The organism is Klebsiella sp. Lac1, from assembly GCF_009825425.1.
GTDB classification, from domain to species: Bacteria; Pseudomonadota; Gammaproteobacteria; order Enterobacterales; family Enterobacteriaceae; genus Klebsiella; species Klebsiella electrica.
Window position 1 is genome coordinate 1 of the sequence record NZ_VJZJ01000004.1, and the last position, 16,470, is coordinate 16,470.

The following is a 16,470-nucleotide window of genomic DNA, read 5'->3' on the forward strand; positions in this document are numbered from 1 at the left end:
AACTTCGTAATGAATTACGTATGTTCACTCACTGAGACTTGGTATTCATTTTTCGTCCGAGGACGTTAAGAATCCATGTCACTTTGAGTGCCCACACAGATTGTCTGATAAATTGTTAAAGAGCAGTTGCGACGGCGCTTAGCGCTCTGTCGCGAGGTGGCGTATATTACGCTTTCCTCTTTCAGAGTCAACCCTGAATTTCAGATTTTTTTCTCTGCCGACCCGGCTTACTCTGTGAACTCGTTCACATGTGCCGTGTCAGTGGGAGCGCATTATAGGGATCCCATTTTATTGCACAAGTCTTTTATCGATCTTTTTTTTCAAGTGATGGTTTTTCGCCCTTTTCGCGGCGTTATTGTTCAGATTGCTCAATTTTCACCACAATAAGGGGTTGCAGGTGGCCGCAAAAGCCACCAGAGTCTTGGTACAACCCAGGTTCATTGAGGTAACCATGTCCGCTAATTTACGTCCTTATAAAGATTTATTCCCTCAAATCGGCCAGCGAGTGATGATCGATGCCACCAGCGTAGCGATCGGCGATGTCCGAATGGCTGATGATGTCAGCATCTGGCCGCTGGTTGCGATTCGCGGAGATGTTAACTATGTAGCAATCGGTGCCCGCACTAACATTCAGGACGGCAGCGTGCTGCATGTCACCCACAAATCCGCCTCTAACCCTCAGGGAAATCCGCTGATCATTGGTGAAGAGGTCACCGTTGGTCACAAGGTCATGCTGCATGGCTGTACTATTGGCAATCGGGTGCTGGTTGGCATGGGCTCGATTTTACTGGATGGCGTAGTAGTAGAAGACGATGTGATGATTGGTGCCGGTAGCCTGGTCCCGCAAAACAAACGGCTGGAAAGCGGCTATCTCTATTTTGGCAACCCGGTGAAACAAATCCGCCCCCTGACGGAGGCGGAACGGGCAGGTCTGCTCTATTCAGCAAACAACTATGTGAAATGGAAAAACGATTATCTGGATCAGGATAACCATACCCAGCCCTGATTATCTTCCTGCTGGTCGCGGATCAATACTTCAGCTTCTTCTTCCAGATCCCAGCGATGTCCACAAAACGCGGCCAGCCACTGCCCGGGGGTATCACCACCGAAGCGCTGTTTTAACGTTACGCCTCTGATTGCGCAGGTGAGCTGCATACCATTAGCCAGTGCGGGAAAGGTGACACACTGCCGGTCGCTATCCCACTCCTCTCTGTCAGGAAACTGAATCGACTGATTCACGTATTCAGTTCCTTATGCAAGGCCTGAATAACCGGTGTAATCTCGGGCAGAACTCCATGCCAGAGCAAAACGGCGTGGGCGGCCTGCGCCACCAGCATACCCAGCCCATCGGCACACATTTTCGCACCATGCTCCTGGCACCAGTGTAAAAACGGCGTGCTGCCCTTCTGATAAAACATGTCATAACAATAGACGTGCGTGTTGATTAGGGACGCGGGAACTGCCGGCACATCGCCGCTGATACCGCTGGAAGTTGCATTAATAATGAGATCGAACTCATGCTCAGCCAGCGATCCCATCTCAAGCGCGCATACACTACCGGTATGCGCAAACAGCGTCGCCAGCTCCTGCGCGCGGGAATAAGTCCGGTTGACGATAGTGACAGCGCAATCCAGTGACAGCAGGGGTAGCAAGACACCCCGCGATGCCCCGCCAGCCCCGATGAGCAATACCCGATAGCCCGGTTTAATGAACCCCAACCGCTCCAGATCGCTCAGCAGTCCAATCCCGTCGGTGTTGTCCCCTAGCAAACGTCCATCGTCCAGCCTTTTTAGGGTATTCACCGCCCCCGCCAGAGCCGCACGTTCGGTCAGTTCATCCGCTCGGGCAAACGCTTCCTCCTTGAACGGAACGGTAACGTTAGCGCCCTTTCCCCCTTCGGCGAAGAAGGTATCCAGAGTAGAGCGAAAATCGTCCAGCGGCGCCAGAACTCGCCCATACGGATGCACAATCTGCAACTGCTGCGCAAAGCGCTGGTGAATAGAGGGGGACTTACTGTGGGCGATCGGATTGCCGAAGACAGCGTAGGTTTGCATAAATTACCCCTGGCGAAAGAGTTCGCCCGTCAGGGCATCGCGAATTTCAGACGGATTCTGACGCCCACCCGTTGCACCATCGACGACCGGGAAACTGGCGCCAAACTGAGCCAGAACTTCAGCCGTGGTGCGGCAAGGCGGCTGACCGGATAAATTCGCGCTGGTTGAAACCAGCGGTTTGCCATAAGCCTCGCACAATTCGACCACCAGCGGATGATCGCTGACGCGTACCGCCAGGGAATCAAAGCGCCCGGTCAACCAGCGTGGCGTTGTGGCGCGGGCCGGAAAGACAAACGTGACCGGTCCCGGCCAGCAGGAGAAGATCGCCGCTCGCTGTTTATCATTAAGCTGCGAATCATCAATATAAGGTGTCAGTTGTTCGTAGCTGGCCGCGATCAGAATGAGCCCCTTCTCGACGGGGCGTTGTTTAAGCGCCAGCAGGTGCATGACTGCCGTTTCGCTGTCAGGATCGCAGCCTACGCCAAAAACGGCTTCTGTCGGATAGGCGATGACATGTTCGTTAAGCAGTACCGTCACGGCATGGGCGACGGTTTCTGATTGCAGGTTCTTATTCACTGATTTGTTCCGCCGGGATCGGCTTTCCACATTGTTTACTGGCACAAAAGCGTTTTACGCCCTGCGCCGTTTTCTTTTCGATTAATAGCGGATAGTGGCATTCAGGGCATTCACCCGCTACCGGTTTGAAGTTGATAACGAACTGGCAATCGGGATAACGATCGCAGGAATGAAAGGTTTTGCCGAAACGAGAACGACGCTGAACCAGCTGCCCTTGCCCACACTGCGGGCAGGAAATCGCTGTTTCATCAGGTTTATCAATAGTTTCAGTATGTTCACATTCCGGGTAACGGCTGCAGCCAATAAACATACCGAAGCGTCCCTGACGTAACACCATAACGGCACCGCAAGACGGACATTCCTGCCCCTCCAGTACCTTTACGATATGTCCGTCCGCCTGATTTTTCAGCGGACGGACATAGTCACAGTCCGGATAGTGTGAGCAACCGAGAAACGGCCCGTGTTTCCCGGAGCGAATTACCAGTTCAGCCCCGCACTGTGGGCAGGGCTCATTTTTACGCACCGAAAACAGTGCTGATTTGGTCATAACAACTCGATGTTGCCGCAATAAGATTAGTGCAGCATACCTTCATTTACTTCGAAGAGTAATTCTTCCATTTGTTGATAGGCATTTTCGCAGCCCGGAATATTAAACAGTACCATCAGGATCACCCATTTCAGGTCTTCCAGATCGAATTCTGCTGTATCCAGCGCCAGCACGCGCTCTATCACCATTTCCCGTGTTTCGAGGTTCAACACCTGAATCTGCTCGAGGAATAATAAAAATCCCCGGCAACTGGCATCCAGACGCAGACACTCTTCTTCGGTATAAATCCGCAAAGAGAGCGGGTCAGAAGCAAGCTGCATGGGAGCAACGAGCCCCTCCTGATAGTCAGCCAGTTTCTCTAGCCACATCAACGCGTTATAAATATCTTCCCGATCGAATCCTGCATCGGTGAGATCCCGGGTCAGTCTATCCTGATCCACGCGCATTTCTGCTTCGTTTTGGATGTAAGTCTCAAACAAATACATGAGTACGTCGAACATGGCTTGCCCTCCTTAATCGGACATAGCCGCCGGGTACAGCTGCGATCCAGCCTGCTAACTCCAGTTCAAGTAGCTGAGCTACGGTCACTGGCACAGATTGGCCGGCACGTTCAGCGACAACGTCAACAGGTGTTACCTCATCTCCTACGTTAGCCAGGAGCTCTGGAAATGGCAATGCCAGGGGAGGCGGATCCATGCAATTATTTATATTGTCAGGCACATCCTGGAGCCATCGCAGTTCCTGCTGGCAATAGTCGATGATATCTGCCGCTGATGTCACGGGGATGGCACCTTGTTTAATCAGCCAGAGTGGACCTTCGGAACCCGGATTACCTACCGGCCCAGGTAGGGCAAAAACCTCTCTTCCTTGCTCCAGCGCACAGCGAACGGTCACCAGCGAGCCGCTTTTCAAAGCGGCCTCAATCACCAGCACGCCAATACTCAGTCCGCTGATAATTCGATTCCGACGAGGGAAGTTTCCCGGCCACGGGGAGGCTGAAAGAGGGAACTCAGACAGCAATGCTCCCCCGCTCTCCACTATATTCCCGGCTAATGCATGATGACGGCGTGGGTAGATTGCGCCTAATCCATTGCCAAGTACGCCGATTGTCTTCCCGCACGCCTCAAGTGCGCCGCGGTGAGCGACACCGTCAATGCCGATCGCCAGACCGCTGGTAATGGTGATACCGAGACGCGCCAGGCTTTCACTGAACAGTTTCCCCCAGCGAGCACCGTACCAGGAGTGGGAACGGCTGCCGACAATGGCCAGTTGCAAACTGCTCAACACGGTCAAATCTCCACAAACGAAAAGCGCGCCGGGATAGTCAGCAATGGCGCGCAGTCGGGGTGGGTAGAATGGATTATCAGCGAGTAACAGGTGGTGCCCGGGTTGCTCCAGCCACAATAGCGTAGACGCAAGCTCTTGTTGGCCAACGGATAGAAATTGCTTCGCTTGCGCTGCGCTCAGACCACAGGCGTACAATGCTTCGCGATCTGGCACCGAGGCCGCGCGCAGTATTCTGGCAGCCATCACCATGTTGTCACCATAAAGGTTGCTCACCTTCATCAGACGCAGCCAGATCTCCGTAGGTGTCATCCTTGTCCCCTGCCATAAGTGGCTTTAACAATCTTTGCGATTGGACAGCGAGACTGTCAATTACAGGGGGTTTTGTCTAGAATAGAGCTAATAATCTTATCAACTCCTGAATACGACTCTGGATCTTTATGGCAGTTTTGCAAGTGTTACATATCCCGGACGAGCGCCTTCGCAAAGTCGCTGAACCGGTAAAAGAAGTCAATGCAGAAATTCAACGCATCGTCGATGATATGTTCGAGACGATGTACGTGGAAGAAGGTATTGGTCTGGCCGCCACCCAGGTAGATGTTCATCAGCGCATTATCGTTATCGATGTTTCAGAAAACCGTGAAGAGCAGCTGGTGTTAATCAACCCTGAGCTGTTGGAAAAAGACGGTGAAACGGGCATCGAAGAAGGTTGCTTGTCTATCCCGGAACAGCGCGCACTGGTGCCACGTGCCGAAACCGTGAAGATTCGTGCATTGGATCGCGAAGGCAAGCAGTTTGAACTGAATGCTGACGGCCTGCTGGCTATCTGTATCCAGCATGAAATGGATCACCTGGTAGGCAAACTGTTTATCGATTATCTGTCGCCGCTTAAACAACAGCGTATTCGCCAGAAAGTTGAAAAACTGGACCGTTTGCGTACGCGTGCCTGAGGACAAGGACTAACGTGTCACAATCACTACGTATTATCTTTGCGGGAACTCCCGATTTTGCAGCGCGTCATCTCGATGCGCTGCTGTCGTCTGGGCACCAGATTGTTGGCGTATTTACCCAGCCCGATCGCCCCGCAGGCCGCGGTAAAAAGCTCATGCCGAGCCCGGTAAAAGTGCTGGCTGAAGCTAATAATTTACCGGTATTTCAGCCTGTCTCCCTGCGCCCGCAGGAAAATCAGCAGCGGGTTGCCTCGCTGAATGCCGATGTCATGGTCGTTGTTGCCTACGGATTGATTCTGCCCAAAGCGGTTCTGGATATGCCACGGCTGGGCTGTATCAACGTACACGGCTCTTTGCTGCCGCGCTGGCGCGGAGCGGCGCCTATTCAGCGCTCGCTCTGGGCGGGTGATGCTGAAACCGGTGTGACCATCATGCAGATGGATGTCGGTCTGGATACAGGTGACATGCTGTATAAACTCTCCTGTCCAATCGCTGCGCAAGATACCAGCGCCAGTCTGTATGACAAGCTGGCAGAACTTGGCCCACAAGGGTTGCTGGAAACGTTAACTCAGCTCGCAAACGGTTCGACTCAGCCGGAAGTCCAGGATGAGGCGCTGGTGACCTATGCCGAGAAGCTCAGTAAAGAAGAAGCCCGCATTGACTGGTCTCTTTCCGCTGCGCAACTCGAACGTTGCATTCGCGCATTCAACCCATGGCCTATGAGCTGGCTGGAAATTGATGAGCAACCGGTGAAAGTGTGGCAGGCATCCGTCATTGCTGAAACCCGCCGCGCTGAACCTGGTACGATCGTGGCCGCTGGCAAGCAAGGCATTCAGGTCGTAACCGGCGATGGCATCCTGAACCTCGAGTTGTTGCAGCCGGCAGGTAAAAAAGCGATGAGCGCCCAGGACTTGCTAAATTCTCGCCGGGAATGGTTTATCCCCGGTAACCGTCTCTCCTGACGGTAGTCACTGTCTAAAGCCCGGATTTACCGGGCATTTTTATTTTGCGGTTATGAAAAAAAAACTAAATTTACGCAGCCTGGCGGCGAAAGCCATTGAGCAGGTTGTCGAACAAGGTCAGTCATTAAGTAACGTTCTGCCGCCATTGCAGCAAAAGGTCGGGGAAAAGGACAAAGCGCTGCTGCAAGAGCTGTGCTTTGGCGTTCTGCGTACCCTCAGCCAGTTGGACTGGCTGGTTAACAAACTGATGGCTCGCCCGATGACTGGCAAACAACGCACCGTTCACTATTTAATTATGGTGGGGTTTTATCAACTGCTCTATACCCGCATTCCGGCCCATGCTGCGCTGGCGGAAACGGTGGAAGGCGCGGTAGCCATCAAACGCCCGCAGTTGAAGGGACTAATCAACGGTGTTTTACGTCAGTTTCAGCGCCAGCAGGAAGCTTTGTTGGCTGAATTTGCCCAAAGCGAGAGTCGTTTTCTTCATCCGGCATGGTTGCTCAAGCGTCTGCAAAAATCATGGCCGCAGCAATGGCAGGCTATTGCTGATGCAAATAACCAACGCCCGCCTATGTGGCTGCGCGTAAACCGCAATCATCATTCGCGCGATGAGTGGCTCGCGCTTCTGGAAGAGGCCGGACTGCAAGGTTTTACCCATCCTGATTATCCTGATGCGGTGCGCCTGGCAACGCCGGCACCCGTTCAGGCATTACCCGGATTCGACCAGGGCTGGGTTACCGTCCAGGATGCTTCAGCCCAGGGCTGCATGCGCTATCTGAGCCCAGAAAACGGCGAGAAAATCCTCGATCTGTGCGCAGCCCCTGGCGGCAAAACGACGCATATTCTGGAAGTGGCACCGCAGGCCAGCGTCATGGCGGTTGATATTGATGAGCAGCGCCTGTCGCGCGTCTATGACAACCTGAAGCGACTCGGAATGAAAGCGCAGGTGAAACAGGGAGATGGCCGCTATCCCGCTCAGTGGTGCGAAGACGAACAGTTCGATCGCATTCTGCTCGATGCTCCCTGCTCGGCAACAGGCGTCATTCGTCGTCATCCGGATATTAAGTGGCTACGCCGCGATCGCGACATTGCCGAGCTGGCCCAACTGCAGGCGGAGATTCTTGACGCCATCTGGCCTCATCTGAAACCTGGCGGAACACTGGTCTATGCAACCTGCTCAATTCTTCCAGAAGAGAATAGTCAGCAAATTGCTGCGTTCCTGAAGCGCACGCCAGATGCAGAGCTCAGCCTCACCGGCACACCTGAGCAACCGGGCAGACAAAATTTGCCCGACGCAGAAGAGGGTGACGGGTTCTTTTACGCTAAGCTGATCAAACATCGGAAATAATGGATCACTGCTGATGAAGATTATTATTCTGGGCGCCGGTCAGGTAGGCGGAACGCTTGCGGAAAACCTCGTCGGAGAGAACAACGATATCACCCTGGTCGACACCAATGGTGACCGCCTGCGCAGCCTGCAGGATAAATTCGACCTTCGCGTTGTTCAGGGACACGGCTCCCACCCGCGCGTGCTGCGTGAAGCGGGCGCCGACGACGCCGACATGCTGGTTGCCGTAACCAGTTCAGATGAAACCAATATGGTGGCCTGCCAGGTCGCTTATTCCCTGTTCAATACGCCTAATCGTATTGCGCGTATTCGTTCTCCGGATTACGTACGGGATGCCGAAAAGCTATTCCATTCGGAAGCGGTGCCTATCGATCATCTTATCGCGCCCGAACAGCTGGTTATCGACAATATCTACCGACTCATTGAATACCCAGGCGCACTGCAGGTCGTAAACTTTGCCGAAGGCAAAGTCAGCCTCGCGGTGGTAAAAGCCTACTACGGCGGTCCACTGGTGGGGAATGCGCTCTCGACAATGCGTGAACATATGCCGCATATCGATACTCGCGTAGCGGCCATTTTCCGCCACGACAGACCCATTCGCCCGCAGGGTTCGACCATCGTTGAAGCCGGCGATGAAGTGTTCTTTATTGCCGCATCACAGCATATTCGAGCCGTCATGAGCGAACTGCAGCGCCTGGAAAAACCCTATAAGCGCATCATGCTGGTTGGCGGGGGGAATATCGGCGCAGGTCTTGCTCGTCGTCTTGAGAAAGATTACAGCGTTAAGCTTATCGAACGCGATCAGCAACGTGCCGCCGAGCTTGCGGAAAAACTGCAGAATACGATTGTTTTCTATGGCGATGCCTCGGATCAGGAGCTGCTGGCGGAAGAACACATCGATCAAGTCGATCTCTTTATTGCCGTCACCAACGATGATGAAGCTAACATCATGTCCGCAATGCTGGCCAAACGGATGGGCGCCAAAAAAGTCATGGTGTTGATCCAGCGGAAAGCCTACGTCGATCTGGTGCAGGGTAGCGTGATCGATATTGCTATATCACCGCAGCAAGCCACGATCTCCGCCCTGCTGAGCCATGTGCGTAAGGCCGATATTGTTGGCGTGTCGTCACTGCGTCGCGGTGTCGCGGAGGCCATTGAAGCGGTGGCTCACGGCGATGAAAGTACCTCACGCGTAGTGGGACGCTCGATCGATGAGATCAAGCTACCGCCTGGTACGATCATCGGCGCCGTCGTCCGTGGCAATGACGTGATGATCGCCAATAATAACCTGCGTATTGAACAGGGCGATCATGTGATTATGTTTTTGACGGACAAAAAATTTATCTCGGATGTCGAAAGACTTTTCCAGCCCAGCCCTTTCTTCCTGTAATTCCCCAGGGCGCCATGCGAGCGCCCTTTTTATTATCCCTTATTAATCAAGGGATGATATTTTTCTGCAAATATTTACTGGTTATGGAAAATGAAAATACATTTGTTAAACTTAACGTATCAACTGACTCAAGGAGAATAGAATGAGTTTTTTAAAAGAGTTTCGCGAATTCGCGATGCGTGGGAACGTTGTCGATTTGGCAGTGGGTGTGATCATCGGTGCGGCATTCGGTAAAATTGTATCGTCATTAGTGGCCGATATTATTATGCCTCCACTGGGTTTGCTCATTGGCGGGATCGACTTTAAACAGTTCGCTGTGACGCTACGCGATGCGCAGGGAGATGTCCCGGCCGTTGTCATGCATTATGGCGTGTTTATTCAAAACGTATTTGATTTCATCATTGTCGCATTTGCCATCTTTATGGCGATCAAACTGATGAATAAACTGAATCGTAAGAAAGAAGAAGCGCCAGCTGCGCCACCGGCACCTACGAAAGAAGAAGTTTTGTTAAGTGAGATTCGCGATCTGCTGAAAGAACAAAATAAACGTTCGTAATCAGGCAACAGAAAGCAGAAGGCCAGTGGTAAAAAAGTGATTCACTCTTTTGCCACTGGCCTCCCGGTCATTCCGCCCCGCATGTTTTTCCTTACGTTGGTAGCTGCCTTTCCCCTTCCGGTTTTTCTCTACTCGCTGTCTGAATAACGGGTCATGTAGCAACGCCTCAATGGCATTGTCTTTTATTTGCCCTTTCGTGTGTTGATAGCGGCTCATAATAGCTCCTGAATGTGAATGAGATCGGCGCGAGTGTAGATCCGCGCAATGAAAAAATCAACGTTCCGCTGTGGTACTACTGGCTCCTTGTTCAAGGGACTCGAGAATAGAACAATACACGCTGCTATGAGCCGTACCGCAGCAGGCATCATTGAGTCGTTGCAATGAACGGCGCATTGTTTGTAACTCTTTAATTCGTGCTTCCACTTCGCTCAGACGCGCCTGAACAATACCTTTCGATTCCTGACAGGTATGATGCTCCGGATCGACGCGGATCGACAGTAATTCGCGGATCGCCTCCAGCGTAAACCCAAGCTGACGGGCATAGCGGATGAAACGCAGGCGCTGAAGATCGTTCTCGGTATAGAGGCGAAATCCACCTTCTGTGCGTACATCGTGAGCCATCATCTGCTGTTTTTCATAATAGCGAATGGTATCGGGCGTGACATCAGCCAGCTTTGCGAGTTCACCAATACGGTACATGCTTACCCCTCATCAATTTTGTTCTGAAGCCTGTCTGCATATTCACCACGTAAAAAATCGGTATTCAATCCCGCCTGGCGTAATTTCAGTTCCAGCAAAGCAAGTCGGCGGCTGAGCTCTGCATACTGCGGATCGTCCGGACGGACCGCTTTTAATAAATCGACCAGCGCAACGGCTTCTCTTCGTTGCTCAAGCTCAGGGGGCAGACAGCCGGCATTTTTGAGTAAGCGGTAGCCCGCGCGTAATTCGGGTGGCACATGCAGGTCATCATCCAACGTCAACGGTGTGCCGCTGCCGGGAAGATTATCAAACTCGCCTTTGCTTTGTGCGTCAAGGATATGGCGTTCTGCCCACTGGTCCAGTAACCACATTATACGGCTCCCAGGGATGAACAAAAAGAGTACAGCTATTGTAATGAAGCAGGAATCGGGGGGATATAAAAAAACCCGCCGAAGCGGGTTTTTTTACGTTACTACAGATTACTCTGCAGCAGCTTCTGCTTTCAGCTCAGCACGATCAACCAGCTCGATGTATGCCATCGGCGCGTTGTCGCCTGCACGGAAGCCACACTTCAGAATGCGAGTGTAACCACCGGCGCGGCTCGCGAAACGCGGGCCCAGCTCGTTAAACAGTTTTGCCACGATCTCGTTATCACGAGTACGGGCGAATGCCAGACGACGATTAGCAACGCTATCAGTCTTGGCAAGAGTAATCAGCGGCTCAACTACGCGACGCAGTTCTTTCGCTTTCGGCAGGGTCGTCTTGATGATTTCATGACGAACCAGCGAACCAGCCATGTTACGGAACATAGCCTGGCGATGGCTGCTGTTGCGGTTCAGTTGACGACCACTCTTACGATGGCGCATGACCTTATCCTTCTCAGTAAAACCTTAACCTGTGATCCGGTTACTCGTCAGCAATGCTTGCCGGTGGCCAGTTTTCCAGGCGCATGCCCAGAGACAGACCACGTGAAGCCAGCACGTCTTTAATCTCGGTAAGAGATTTTTTACCCAGGTTCGGCGTTTTCAGCAACTCAACCTCGGTACGCTGTACCAGATCACCGATATAGTGGATAGCTTCTGCCTTGAGGCAGTTAGCAGAGCGGACAGTCAATTCGAGATCGTCAACAGGGCGCAGCAGGATCGGATCGAATTCTGGTTTCTCTTCTTTCACTTCCGGCTGACGTACATCACGTAAGTCAACGAAAGCTTCCAGTTGTTCTGCCAGGATGGTTGCCGCACGACGAATCGCCTCTTCAGGATCGATTGTGCCGTTGGTTTCCATTTCGATGACCAGCTTGTCCAGGTCGGTACGCTGTTCTACACGCGCTGCTTCAACATTGTAGGCAATACGCTCTACCGGGCTGTAGCATGCGTCGACCAGCAGACGGCCGATTGGGCGCTCATCTTCTTCCGAATGAATTCGGGCAGAAGCCGGCACATAACCGCGACCGCGCTGAACTTTGATACGCATGCTAATCGCAGCGTTCTCATCGGTCAGGTGGCAGATCACATGTTGCGGCTTGACGATTTCGACATCACCGTCATGGGTAATGTCGGCTGCGGTCACAGGGCCAATGCCAGATTTATTCAAAGTAAGGATGACTTCATCTTTACCCTGAACTCTCACCGCAAGCCCTTTCAGGTTGAGCAGGATTTCAAGGATATCTTCCTGAACGCCTTCTTTGGTGCTGTACTCGTGCAGTACACCATCAATCTCAACCTCGGTCACCGCGCAACCCGGCATCGATGAGAGCAGAATACGGCGCAGTGCGTTACCCAGAGTATGGCCAAAGCCACGCTCTAAAGGCTCAAGGGTCACCTTGGCGTGCGTCGAACTCACTTGCTCGATATCGACCAGGCGCGGTTTTAGAAACTCTGTCACAGAACCCTGCATTGTGTCCTCTCTTTGGTACTAAGCTTTACTTGGAGTAAAGCTCGACGATCAGGTGTTCGTTAATGTCCGCAGACAGATCAGAACGTTCCGGCTGACGCTTGAACGTACCTTCCATCTTGCCAGCATCAACTTCCAGCCAGGTTGGCTTTTCACGCTGCTCAGCCAGCTCCAGAGCGGCTTTCACGCGAGATTGCTTTTTCGCTTTCTCACGAATGCTAACAACGTCGTTCGCTTTAACCTGATAAGAAGCAATGTTAACAACACGACCGTTTACCATGATAGCTTTGTGGCTAACCAGCTGACGTGATTCAGCACGAGTCGCGCCGAAGCCCATACGGTATACAACGTTGTCCAGACGACCTTCCAGCAGAGCCAACAGGTTTTCACCGGTGTTGCCTTTCAGACGTGCTGCTTCTTTATAGTAGTTACGGAACTGACGCTCCAGCACACCGTACATACGGCGAACTTTTTGCTTTTCACGCAACTGCACACCATAGTCAGACAGACGCGGTTTACGCGCACCGTGCTGGCCAGGAGCTTGTTCAATTTTACACTTGGTATCGATCGCGCGAACGCCAGACTTAAGGAATAAGTCGGTGCCCTCACGACGGCTCAGCTTGAGCTTAGGACCCAAATATCTTGCCATTTTCTTTCTCCAACAATCCTAGAAACGAGCGCGTTATACGCGACGTTTTTTCGGCGGACGACAACCGTTATGAGGGATCGGAGTCACATCAGTAATATTAGTGATGCGGAAACCAGCGGCGTTCAGTGCACGAATGGTAGATTCGCGACCCGGACCCGGACCTTTGACCATAACTTCCAGATTCTTGATGCCGTATTCTTTTACGGCTTCAGCGCAACGCTCTGCTGCAACCTGAGCTGCAAACGGAGTGGATTTGCGAGAACCACGGAAACCGGAACCACCGGCTGTTGCCCAACCCAGTGCGTTACCCTGACGATCGGTAATGGTAACGATGGTGTTGTTAAAAGAAGCATGGACATGAGCCACGCCATCAGAGACTTGTTTTCTTACACGCTTACGTGCACGAACTGGTGCCTTTGCCATTATTCAATCACCCCGATTATTTCTTGATCGGTTTACGCGGACCCTTACGGGTACGTGCGTTGGTCTTAGTACGCTGACCGCGAACCGGAAGACCACGACGATGGCGTAAACCACGATAGCAACCAAGGTCCATCAGACGCTTGATGCTCAGGGTGATTTCACGGCGCAGATCACCTTCAACGACAAATTTACCTACTGCTTCACGCAGGGATTCAATTTGTTCTTCAGACAGCTCACTGATCTTAACATTTTCAGCGATACCCGTGTCAGCACAGATGGCTTTAGAGCGGGTCTTGCCGATACCGAAAATAGCAGTTAATGCGATTACGGTATGTTTGTGATCAGGAATGTTAATGCCTGCTATACGGGCCACTATGCACTCCTACTATTTAATATGTACGCACCATGCTGAAAAGCCCGTTTTCAGGATACTCAAATGGAAACGCACAGACATACAAAAGATTGGCTGGCTAATCTAGCCAGCTCAATCCAACTTTGCAAGAAAAATATGCGAAAAAATCAGCCTTGGCGCTGTTTATGCTTTGGCTCGGCACTGCAAATCACGCGGATGACGCCATCACGCTTAACGATTTTGCAGTTACGGCATAATTTCTTGACGGAAGCACGAACTTTCATTTTTACTCTCCGTAACTTCTCGGGCGCCCTGTTAGCGGCCGTAGCCTTTCAGGTTCGCCTTCTTCAATGCAGACTCGTACTGACTTGACATCATCAGAGTTTGCACTTGAGCCATAAAGTCCATAATCACAACGACAACAATAAGCAGCGAGGTTCCACCGAAGTAGAACGGCACTTTCATTGCATCACGCATGAACTCCGGGATCAGGCAGATAAAGGTAATGTATAACGCACCAACCAGGGTCAGGCGAGTCATCACTTTATCAATATACTTCGCCGTTTGCTCTCCCGGACGAATTCCTGGTACAAATGCACCGGACTTCTTCAGGTTATCTGCTGTTTCACGCGGGTTGAAAACCAACGCCGTGTAGAAGAAACAGAAGAATATGATTGCAGACGCATAGAGTAACACATAAAGCGGTTGCCCAGGCTGCAAATACAGCGAAATTGTTGTCAGCCAGTTCCAACCGGTTCCGCCCCCGAACCATGACGCGATGGTCGCAGGGAACAGAATAATACTGGAAGCGAAGATTGCCGGGATAACCCCTGCCATATTCACTTTCAGCGGTAAATGTGTGCTCTGTGCAGCATAGACACGACGACCTTGTTGACGCTTCGCGTAGTTCACCACAATGCGGCGTTGACCACGTTCTACGAATACAACAAAGAAGGTCACGGCAAATACTAATACTGCAACCAACAGCAACAGGAGGAAGTGCAGGTCGCCTTGACGCGCTTGCTCGATAGTATGGGCGATGGCTGGCGGGAGACCCGCAACGATACCAGCGAAGATAATGATCGAAATACCGTTACCGATACCACGTTCAGTAATCTGTTCGCCGAGCCACATCAGGAACATAGTCCCTGTGACCAGACTTACAACAGCGGTGAAATAGAATGCAAAGCCTGGATTCATCACCAGGCCCTGCATACCAGGCATATTCGGCAGACCGGTAGCAATACCGATCGACTGGAATATCGCCAGCACCAGAGTACCGTAGCGGGTGTACTGGCTGATCTTACGACGACCAGACTCCCCTTCTTTCTTTATTTCTGCCAGCGGCTGATAAACAACCGTCAACAGTTGGACAATAATCGATGCCGAAATATACGGCATGATACCCAAAGCAAAGATAGAAGCACGGCTGAGAGCACCACCAGAGAACATGTTGAACATTTCAATGATGGTGCCTCGCTGTTGCTCAAGCAGTTTGGCAAGTACAGCGGCATCAATACCAGGGATCGGAATAAAAGAACCAATACGGAACACAATCAGCGCACCGATAACAAACAAAAGTCTGCGTTTCAGTTCGCCAAGTCCACCTTTGGCACTTTGAAAATCTAATCCCGGTTGCTTAGCCATCTGCTACTTATTCCTCAATTTTACCGCCAGCAGCTTCGATAGCAGCACGAGCACCTTTAGTCACACGCAGGCCACGAACAGTTACCGGACGAGCTACCTCACCAGACAGGATCACTTTCGCGAACTCAATCTGAATACCGATAATGTTAGCTGCTTTCAGCGTGTTCAGGTCGACTACATCGCCTTCTACGTGAGCCAGATCAGACAGACGAATTTCTGCAGTGATCATCGCTTTACGAGAAGTGAAGCCGAATTTCGGCAGACGACGGTACAGAGGCATCTGACCACCCTCGAAACCGCGACGTACGCCACCGCCAGAACGAGAGTTCTGACCTTTGTGACCACGACCACCGGTTTTACCGAGGCCAGAACCGATACCACGACCAAGGCGTTTACCCGCCTTTTTGGAGCCTTCGGCCGGAGACAGAGTATTTAAACGCATCTCTTACTCCTCAACTTTAACCATAAAGGAAACCGCGTTGACCATACCACGAACGGCAGGAGTATCCTCGCGTTCTACGGTGTGACCAATACGACGCAGACCCAGGCCAAGCAGCGTTGCCTTGTGTTTCGGCAGACGACCGATTGCACTGCGGGTTTGAGTAATTTTAATAGTCTTTGCCATGGTTTATTTCCCCAGAATTTCTTCAACGGATTTACCACGCTTGGCAGCGACCATTTCTGGAGAATTCATATTTTCCAGGCCATCAATAGTTGCACGAACCACGTTGATCGGGTTGGTGGAACCATATGCTTTAGCCAGAACGTTATGAACTCCAGCAACTTCCAGAACGGCGCGCATTGCACCACCGGCGATGATACCGGTACCTTCGGAAGCTGGCTGCATGAATACACGAGAACCCGTGTGAACACCTTTAACCGGGTGTTGCAGGGTGCCGTGGTTCAGCGCGACGTTAATCATATTGCGACGGGCTTTTTCCATCGCTTTCTGGATCGCTGCTGGAACTTCACGCGCTTTACCGTAACCAAAACCTACGCGGCCATTACCATCACCAACTACAGTCAGAGCTGTGAAGGAGAAAATACGACCACCTTTAACGGTTTTAGATACGCGGTTAACCGCGATCAGCTTTTCCTGCAGTTCGCCAGCTTGTTTTTCGATGTGAGCCATCTTACACC

Annotated in this window: 25 protein-coding genes; 6 read left to right on the top strand and 19 right to left on the bottom strand. The window is 51.9% G+C overall.

The annotated features are described in order from the left end of the window. The first annotated feature begins 451 nt into the window (after positions 1 to 451). On the top strand, positions 452 to 1,006 hold the full coding sequence (locus FNY10_RS22450; protein WP_131050676.1) for a gamma carbonic anhydrase family protein: 555 nt from the start codon (positions 452 to 454) through the stop codon (positions 1,004 to 1,006). On the opposite strand, the gene FNY10_RS22455 is transcribed toward FNY10_RS22450, so the two are convergent. The 6 genes from FNY10_RS22455 to dprA are packed head-to-tail and all read right to left on the bottom strand — an operon-like array spanning position 982 to position 4,773. Then, positions 982 to 1,239: a DUF1488 domain-containing protein gene (locus FNY10_RS22455; RefSeq protein ID WP_141963266.1), complete on the bottom strand. Its 258-nt coding sequence runs from the start codon at positions 1,237 to 1,239 to the stop codon at positions 982 to 984. The genes FNY10_RS22450 and FNY10_RS22455 overlap by 25 nt on opposite strands. After that, positions 1,236 to 2,054: a shikimate dehydrogenase gene (gene aroE / locus FNY10_RS22460; RefSeq protein WP_100686334.1), complete on the bottom strand. Its 819-nt coding sequence runs from the start codon at positions 2,052 to 2,054 to the stop codon at positions 1,236 to 1,238. Before aroE ends, FNY10_RS22455 begins: the two co-directional genes overlap by 4 nt. Positions 2,055 to 2,057: 3 nt before the next feature. Continuing rightward, the gene (gene tsaC / locus FNY10_RS22465) at positions 2,058 to 2,630 is read right to left on the bottom strand and encodes an L-threonylcarbamoyladenylate synthase type 1 TsaC (RefSeq protein ID WP_141963264.1); all 573 of its coding nucleotides are present in this window, start codon (positions 2,628 to 2,630) and stop codon (positions 2,058 to 2,060) included. Further along, complete coding sequence (locus FNY10_RS22470) at positions 2,623 to 3,177, bottom strand: type I DNA topoisomerase (protein ID WP_100686336.1); 555 nt, start codon at positions 3,175 to 3,177, stop codon at positions 2,623 to 2,625. The genes tsaC and FNY10_RS22470 overlap by 8 nt, the downstream gene beginning before the upstream one ends. Before the next feature lie 26 nt (positions 3,178 to 3,203). Beyond that, positions 3,204 to 3,677 (bottom strand): DUF494 family protein Smg, encoded by a 474-nt coding sequence (gene smg / locus FNY10_RS22475; protein ID WP_100686337.1) that lies wholly within the window; start codon positions 3,675 to 3,677, stop codon positions 3,204 to 3,206. After that, positions 3,649 to 4,773, bottom strand: a complete 1,125-nt coding sequence (gene dprA, locus FNY10_RS22480; protein ID WP_160704345.1) for a DNA-protecting protein DprA — start codon at positions 4,771 to 4,773, stop codon at positions 3,649 to 3,651. Before dprA ends, smg begins: the two co-directional genes overlap by 29 nt. Before the next feature lie 128 nt (positions 4,774 to 4,901). On the opposite strand from dprA, the gene def reads away from it, so the two are divergent. From def to mscL, 5 genes are all read left to right on the top strand, one after another. After that, entirely contained in the window at positions 4,902 to 5,411 is a 510-nt protein-coding gene (gene def, locus FNY10_RS22485; protein WP_160704343.1) for a peptide deformylase, read from the top strand. Between the two features lie 14 nt (positions 5,412 to 5,425). Next, the gene (gene fmt / locus FNY10_RS22490; RefSeq protein WP_131050672.1) at positions 5,426 to 6,373 is read left to right on the top strand and encodes a methionyl-tRNA formyltransferase; all 948 of its coding nucleotides are present in this window, start codon (positions 5,426 to 5,428) and stop codon (positions 6,371 to 6,373) included. Between the two features lie 52 nt (positions 6,374 to 6,425). After that, a complete protein-coding gene (gene rsmB, locus FNY10_RS22495; RefSeq protein ID WP_141963258.1) occupies positions 6,426 to 7,721 on the top strand; it encodes a 16S rRNA (cytosine(967)-C(5))-methyltransferase RsmB in 1,296 nt (431 codons plus the stop codon). A 13-nt stretch (positions 7,722 to 7,734) separates the two neighbouring features. After that, positions 7,735 to 9,111, top strand: a complete 1,377-nt coding sequence (gene trkA / locus FNY10_RS22500; RefSeq protein WP_032690486.1) for a Trk system potassium transporter TrkA — start codon at positions 7,735 to 7,737, stop codon at positions 9,109 to 9,111. 142 nt (positions 9,112 to 9,253) lie between these two features. Beyond that, positions 9,254 to 9,667, top strand: coding sequence for a large-conductance mechanosensitive channel protein MscL (gene mscL / locus FNY10_RS22505; protein ID WP_100686342.1), 414 nt, complete (start codon positions 9,254 to 9,256; stop codon positions 9,665 to 9,667). On the opposite strand, the gene FNY10_RS22510 is transcribed toward mscL, so the two are convergent. The 13 genes from FNY10_RS22510 to rpsE form a co-directional block, all read right to left on the bottom strand. Then, on the bottom strand, positions 9,668 to 9,883 hold the full coding sequence (locus FNY10_RS22510; protein ID WP_131050670.1) for an alternative ribosome-rescue factor A: 216 nt from the start codon (positions 9,881 to 9,883) through the stop codon (positions 9,668 to 9,670). 57 nt (positions 9,884 to 9,940) lie between these two features. Continuing rightward, a complete protein-coding gene (zntR, locus tag FNY10_RS22515) occupies positions 9,941 to 10,366 on the bottom strand; it encodes a Zn(2+)-responsive transcriptional regulator (RefSeq protein WP_131050669.1) in 426 nt (141 codons plus the stop codon). A gap of 2 nt (positions 10,367 to 10,368) precedes the next feature. After that, on the bottom strand, positions 10,369 to 10,737 hold the full coding sequence (locus FNY10_RS22520) for a DUF1992 domain-containing protein (protein ID WP_141963255.1): 369 nt from the start codon (positions 10,735 to 10,737) through the stop codon (positions 10,369 to 10,371). A gap of 108 nt (positions 10,738 to 10,845) precedes the next feature. Further along, positions 10,846 to 11,232, bottom strand: a complete 387-nt coding sequence (rplQ, locus tag FNY10_RS22525; RefSeq protein WP_004868344.1) for a 50S ribosomal protein L17 — start codon at positions 11,230 to 11,232, stop codon at positions 10,846 to 10,848. A gap of 40 nt (positions 11,233 to 11,272) precedes the next feature. Further along, complete coding sequence (locus FNY10_RS22530) at positions 11,273 to 12,262, bottom strand: DNA-directed RNA polymerase subunit alpha (protein WP_002919219.1); 990 nt, start codon at positions 12,260 to 12,262, stop codon at positions 11,273 to 11,275. Positions 12,263 to 12,287: 25 nt separating this feature from the next. Beyond that, the gene (rpsD, locus tag FNY10_RS22535; RefSeq protein ID WP_004868345.1) at positions 12,288 to 12,908 is read right to left on the bottom strand and encodes a 30S ribosomal protein S4; all 621 of its coding nucleotides are present in this window, start codon (positions 12,906 to 12,908) and stop codon (positions 12,288 to 12,290) included. A gap of 33 nt (positions 12,909 to 12,941) precedes the next feature. Next, a complete protein-coding gene (gene rpsK, locus FNY10_RS22540; RefSeq protein ID WP_004138423.1) occupies positions 12,942 to 13,331 on the bottom strand; it encodes a 30S ribosomal protein S11 in 390 nt (129 codons plus the stop codon). Positions 13,332 to 13,347: 16 nt separating this feature from the next. Further along, positions 13,348 to 13,704 carry a 30S ribosomal protein S13 gene (gene rpsM / locus FNY10_RS22545; RefSeq protein ID WP_004106333.1) on the bottom strand — a complete coding sequence of 119 codons (357 nt, stop codon included), beginning with the start codon at positions 13,702 to 13,704 and terminating at the stop codon, positions 13,348 to 13,350. A gap of 146 nt (positions 13,705 to 13,850) precedes the next feature. Continuing rightward, positions 13,851 to 13,967 carry a 50S ribosomal protein L36 gene (gene rpmJ / locus FNY10_RS22550; protein ID WP_000868187.1) on the bottom strand — a complete coding sequence of 39 codons (117 nt, stop codon included), beginning with the start codon at positions 13,965 to 13,967 and terminating at the stop codon, positions 13,851 to 13,853. A gap of 31 nt (positions 13,968 to 13,998) precedes the next feature. Next, complete coding sequence (gene secY / locus FNY10_RS22555) at positions 13,999 to 15,330, bottom strand: preprotein translocase subunit SecY (RefSeq protein WP_004868351.1); 1,332 nt, start codon at positions 15,328 to 15,330, stop codon at positions 13,999 to 14,001. A 7-nt stretch (positions 15,331 to 15,337) separates the two neighbouring features. After that, a complete protein-coding gene (rplO, locus tag FNY10_RS22560; protein WP_041142964.1) occupies positions 15,338 to 15,772 on the bottom strand; it encodes a 50S ribosomal protein L15 in 435 nt (144 codons plus the stop codon). 3 nt (positions 15,773 to 15,775) lie between these two features. Then, positions 15,776 to 15,955: a 50S ribosomal protein L30 gene (gene rpmD / locus FNY10_RS22565; RefSeq protein WP_001140434.1), complete on the bottom strand. Its 180-nt coding sequence runs from the start codon at positions 15,953 to 15,955 to the stop codon at positions 15,776 to 15,778. A gap of 3 nt (positions 15,956 to 15,958) precedes the next feature. After that, positions 15,959 to 16,462 (bottom strand): 30S ribosomal protein S5, encoded by a 504-nt coding sequence (gene rpsE / locus FNY10_RS22570; RefSeq protein WP_004106339.1) that lies wholly within the window; start codon positions 16,460 to 16,462, stop codon positions 15,959 to 15,961. Positions 16,463 to 16,470: the final 8 nt, after the last annotated feature.

Coding starts and splice junctions, on each gene's coding strand:
- FNY10_RS22450 (WP_131050676.1), top strand. CDS start 452: ATGTCCGCTAATTTACGTCCTTATAAAGATTTATTCCCTCAAATCGGC.
- aroE (WP_100686334.1), bottom strand. CDS start 2,054: ATGCAAACCTACGCTGTCTTCGGCAATCCGATCGCCCACAGTAAGTCC.
- FNY10_RS22470 (WP_100686336.1), bottom strand. CDS start 3,177: ATGACCAAATCAGCACTGTTTTCGGTGCGTAAAAATGAGCCCTGCCCA.
- smg (WP_100686337.1), bottom strand. CDS start 3,677: ATGTTCGACGTACTCATGTATTTGTTTGAGACTTACATCCAAAACGAA.
- dprA (WP_160704345.1), bottom strand. CDS start 4,773: ATGACACCTACGGAGATCTGGCTGCGTCTGATGAAGGTGAGCAACCTT.
- def (WP_160704343.1), top strand. CDS start 4,902: ATGGCAGTTTTGCAAGTGTTACATATCCCGGACGAGCGCCTTCGCAAA.
- rsmB (WP_141963258.1), top strand. CDS start 6,426: ATGAAAAAAAAACTAAATTTACGCAGCCTGGCGGCGAAAGCCATTGAG.
- trkA (WP_032690486.1), top strand. CDS start 7,735: ATGAAGATTATTATTCTGGGCGCCGGTCAGGTAGGCGGAACGCTTGCG.
- mscL (WP_100686342.1), top strand. CDS start 9,254: ATGAGTTTTTTAAAAGAGTTTCGCGAATTCGCGATGCGTGGGAACGTT.
- FNY10_RS22510 (WP_131050670.1), bottom strand. CDS start 9,883: ATGAGCCGCTATCAACACACGAAAGGGCAAATAAAAGACAATGCCATT.
- zntR (WP_131050669.1), bottom strand. CDS start 10,366: ATGTACCGTATTGGTGAACTCGCAAAGCTGGCTGATGTCACGCCCGAT.
- FNY10_RS22520 (WP_141963255.1), bottom strand. CDS start 10,737: ATGTGGTTACTGGACCAGTGGGCAGAACGCCATATCCTTGACGCACAA.
- rplQ (WP_004868344.1), bottom strand. CDS start 11,232: ATGCGCCATCGTAAGAGTGGTCGTCAACTGAACCGCAACAGCAGCCAT.
- FNY10_RS22530 (WP_002919219.1), bottom strand. CDS start 12,262: ATGCAGGGTTCTGTGACAGAGTTTCTAAAACCGCGCCTGGTCGATATC.
- rpsD (WP_004868345.1), bottom strand. CDS start 12,908: ATGGCAAGATATTTGGGTCCTAAGCTCAAGCTGAGCCGTCGTGAGGGC.
- rpsK (WP_004138423.1), bottom strand. CDS start 13,331: ATGGCAAAGGCACCAGTTCGTGCACGTAAGCGTGTAAGAAAACAAGTC.
- rpmJ (WP_000868187.1), bottom strand. CDS start 13,967: ATGAAAGTTCGTGCTTCCGTCAAGAAATTATGCCGTAACTGCAAAATC.
- secY (WP_004868351.1), bottom strand. CDS start 15,330: ATGGCTAAGCAACCGGGATTAGATTTTCAAAGTGCCAAAGGTGGACTT.
- rplO (WP_041142964.1), bottom strand. CDS start 15,772: ATGCGTTTAAATACTCTGTCTCCGGCCGAAGGCTCCAAAAAGGCGGGT.
- rpmD (WP_001140434.1), bottom strand. CDS start 15,955: ATGGCAAAGACTATTAAAATTACTCAAACCCGCAGTGCAATCGGTCGT.
- rpsE (WP_004106339.1), bottom strand. CDS start 16,462: ATGGCTCACATCGAAAAACAAGCTGGCGAACTGCAGGAAAAGCTGATC.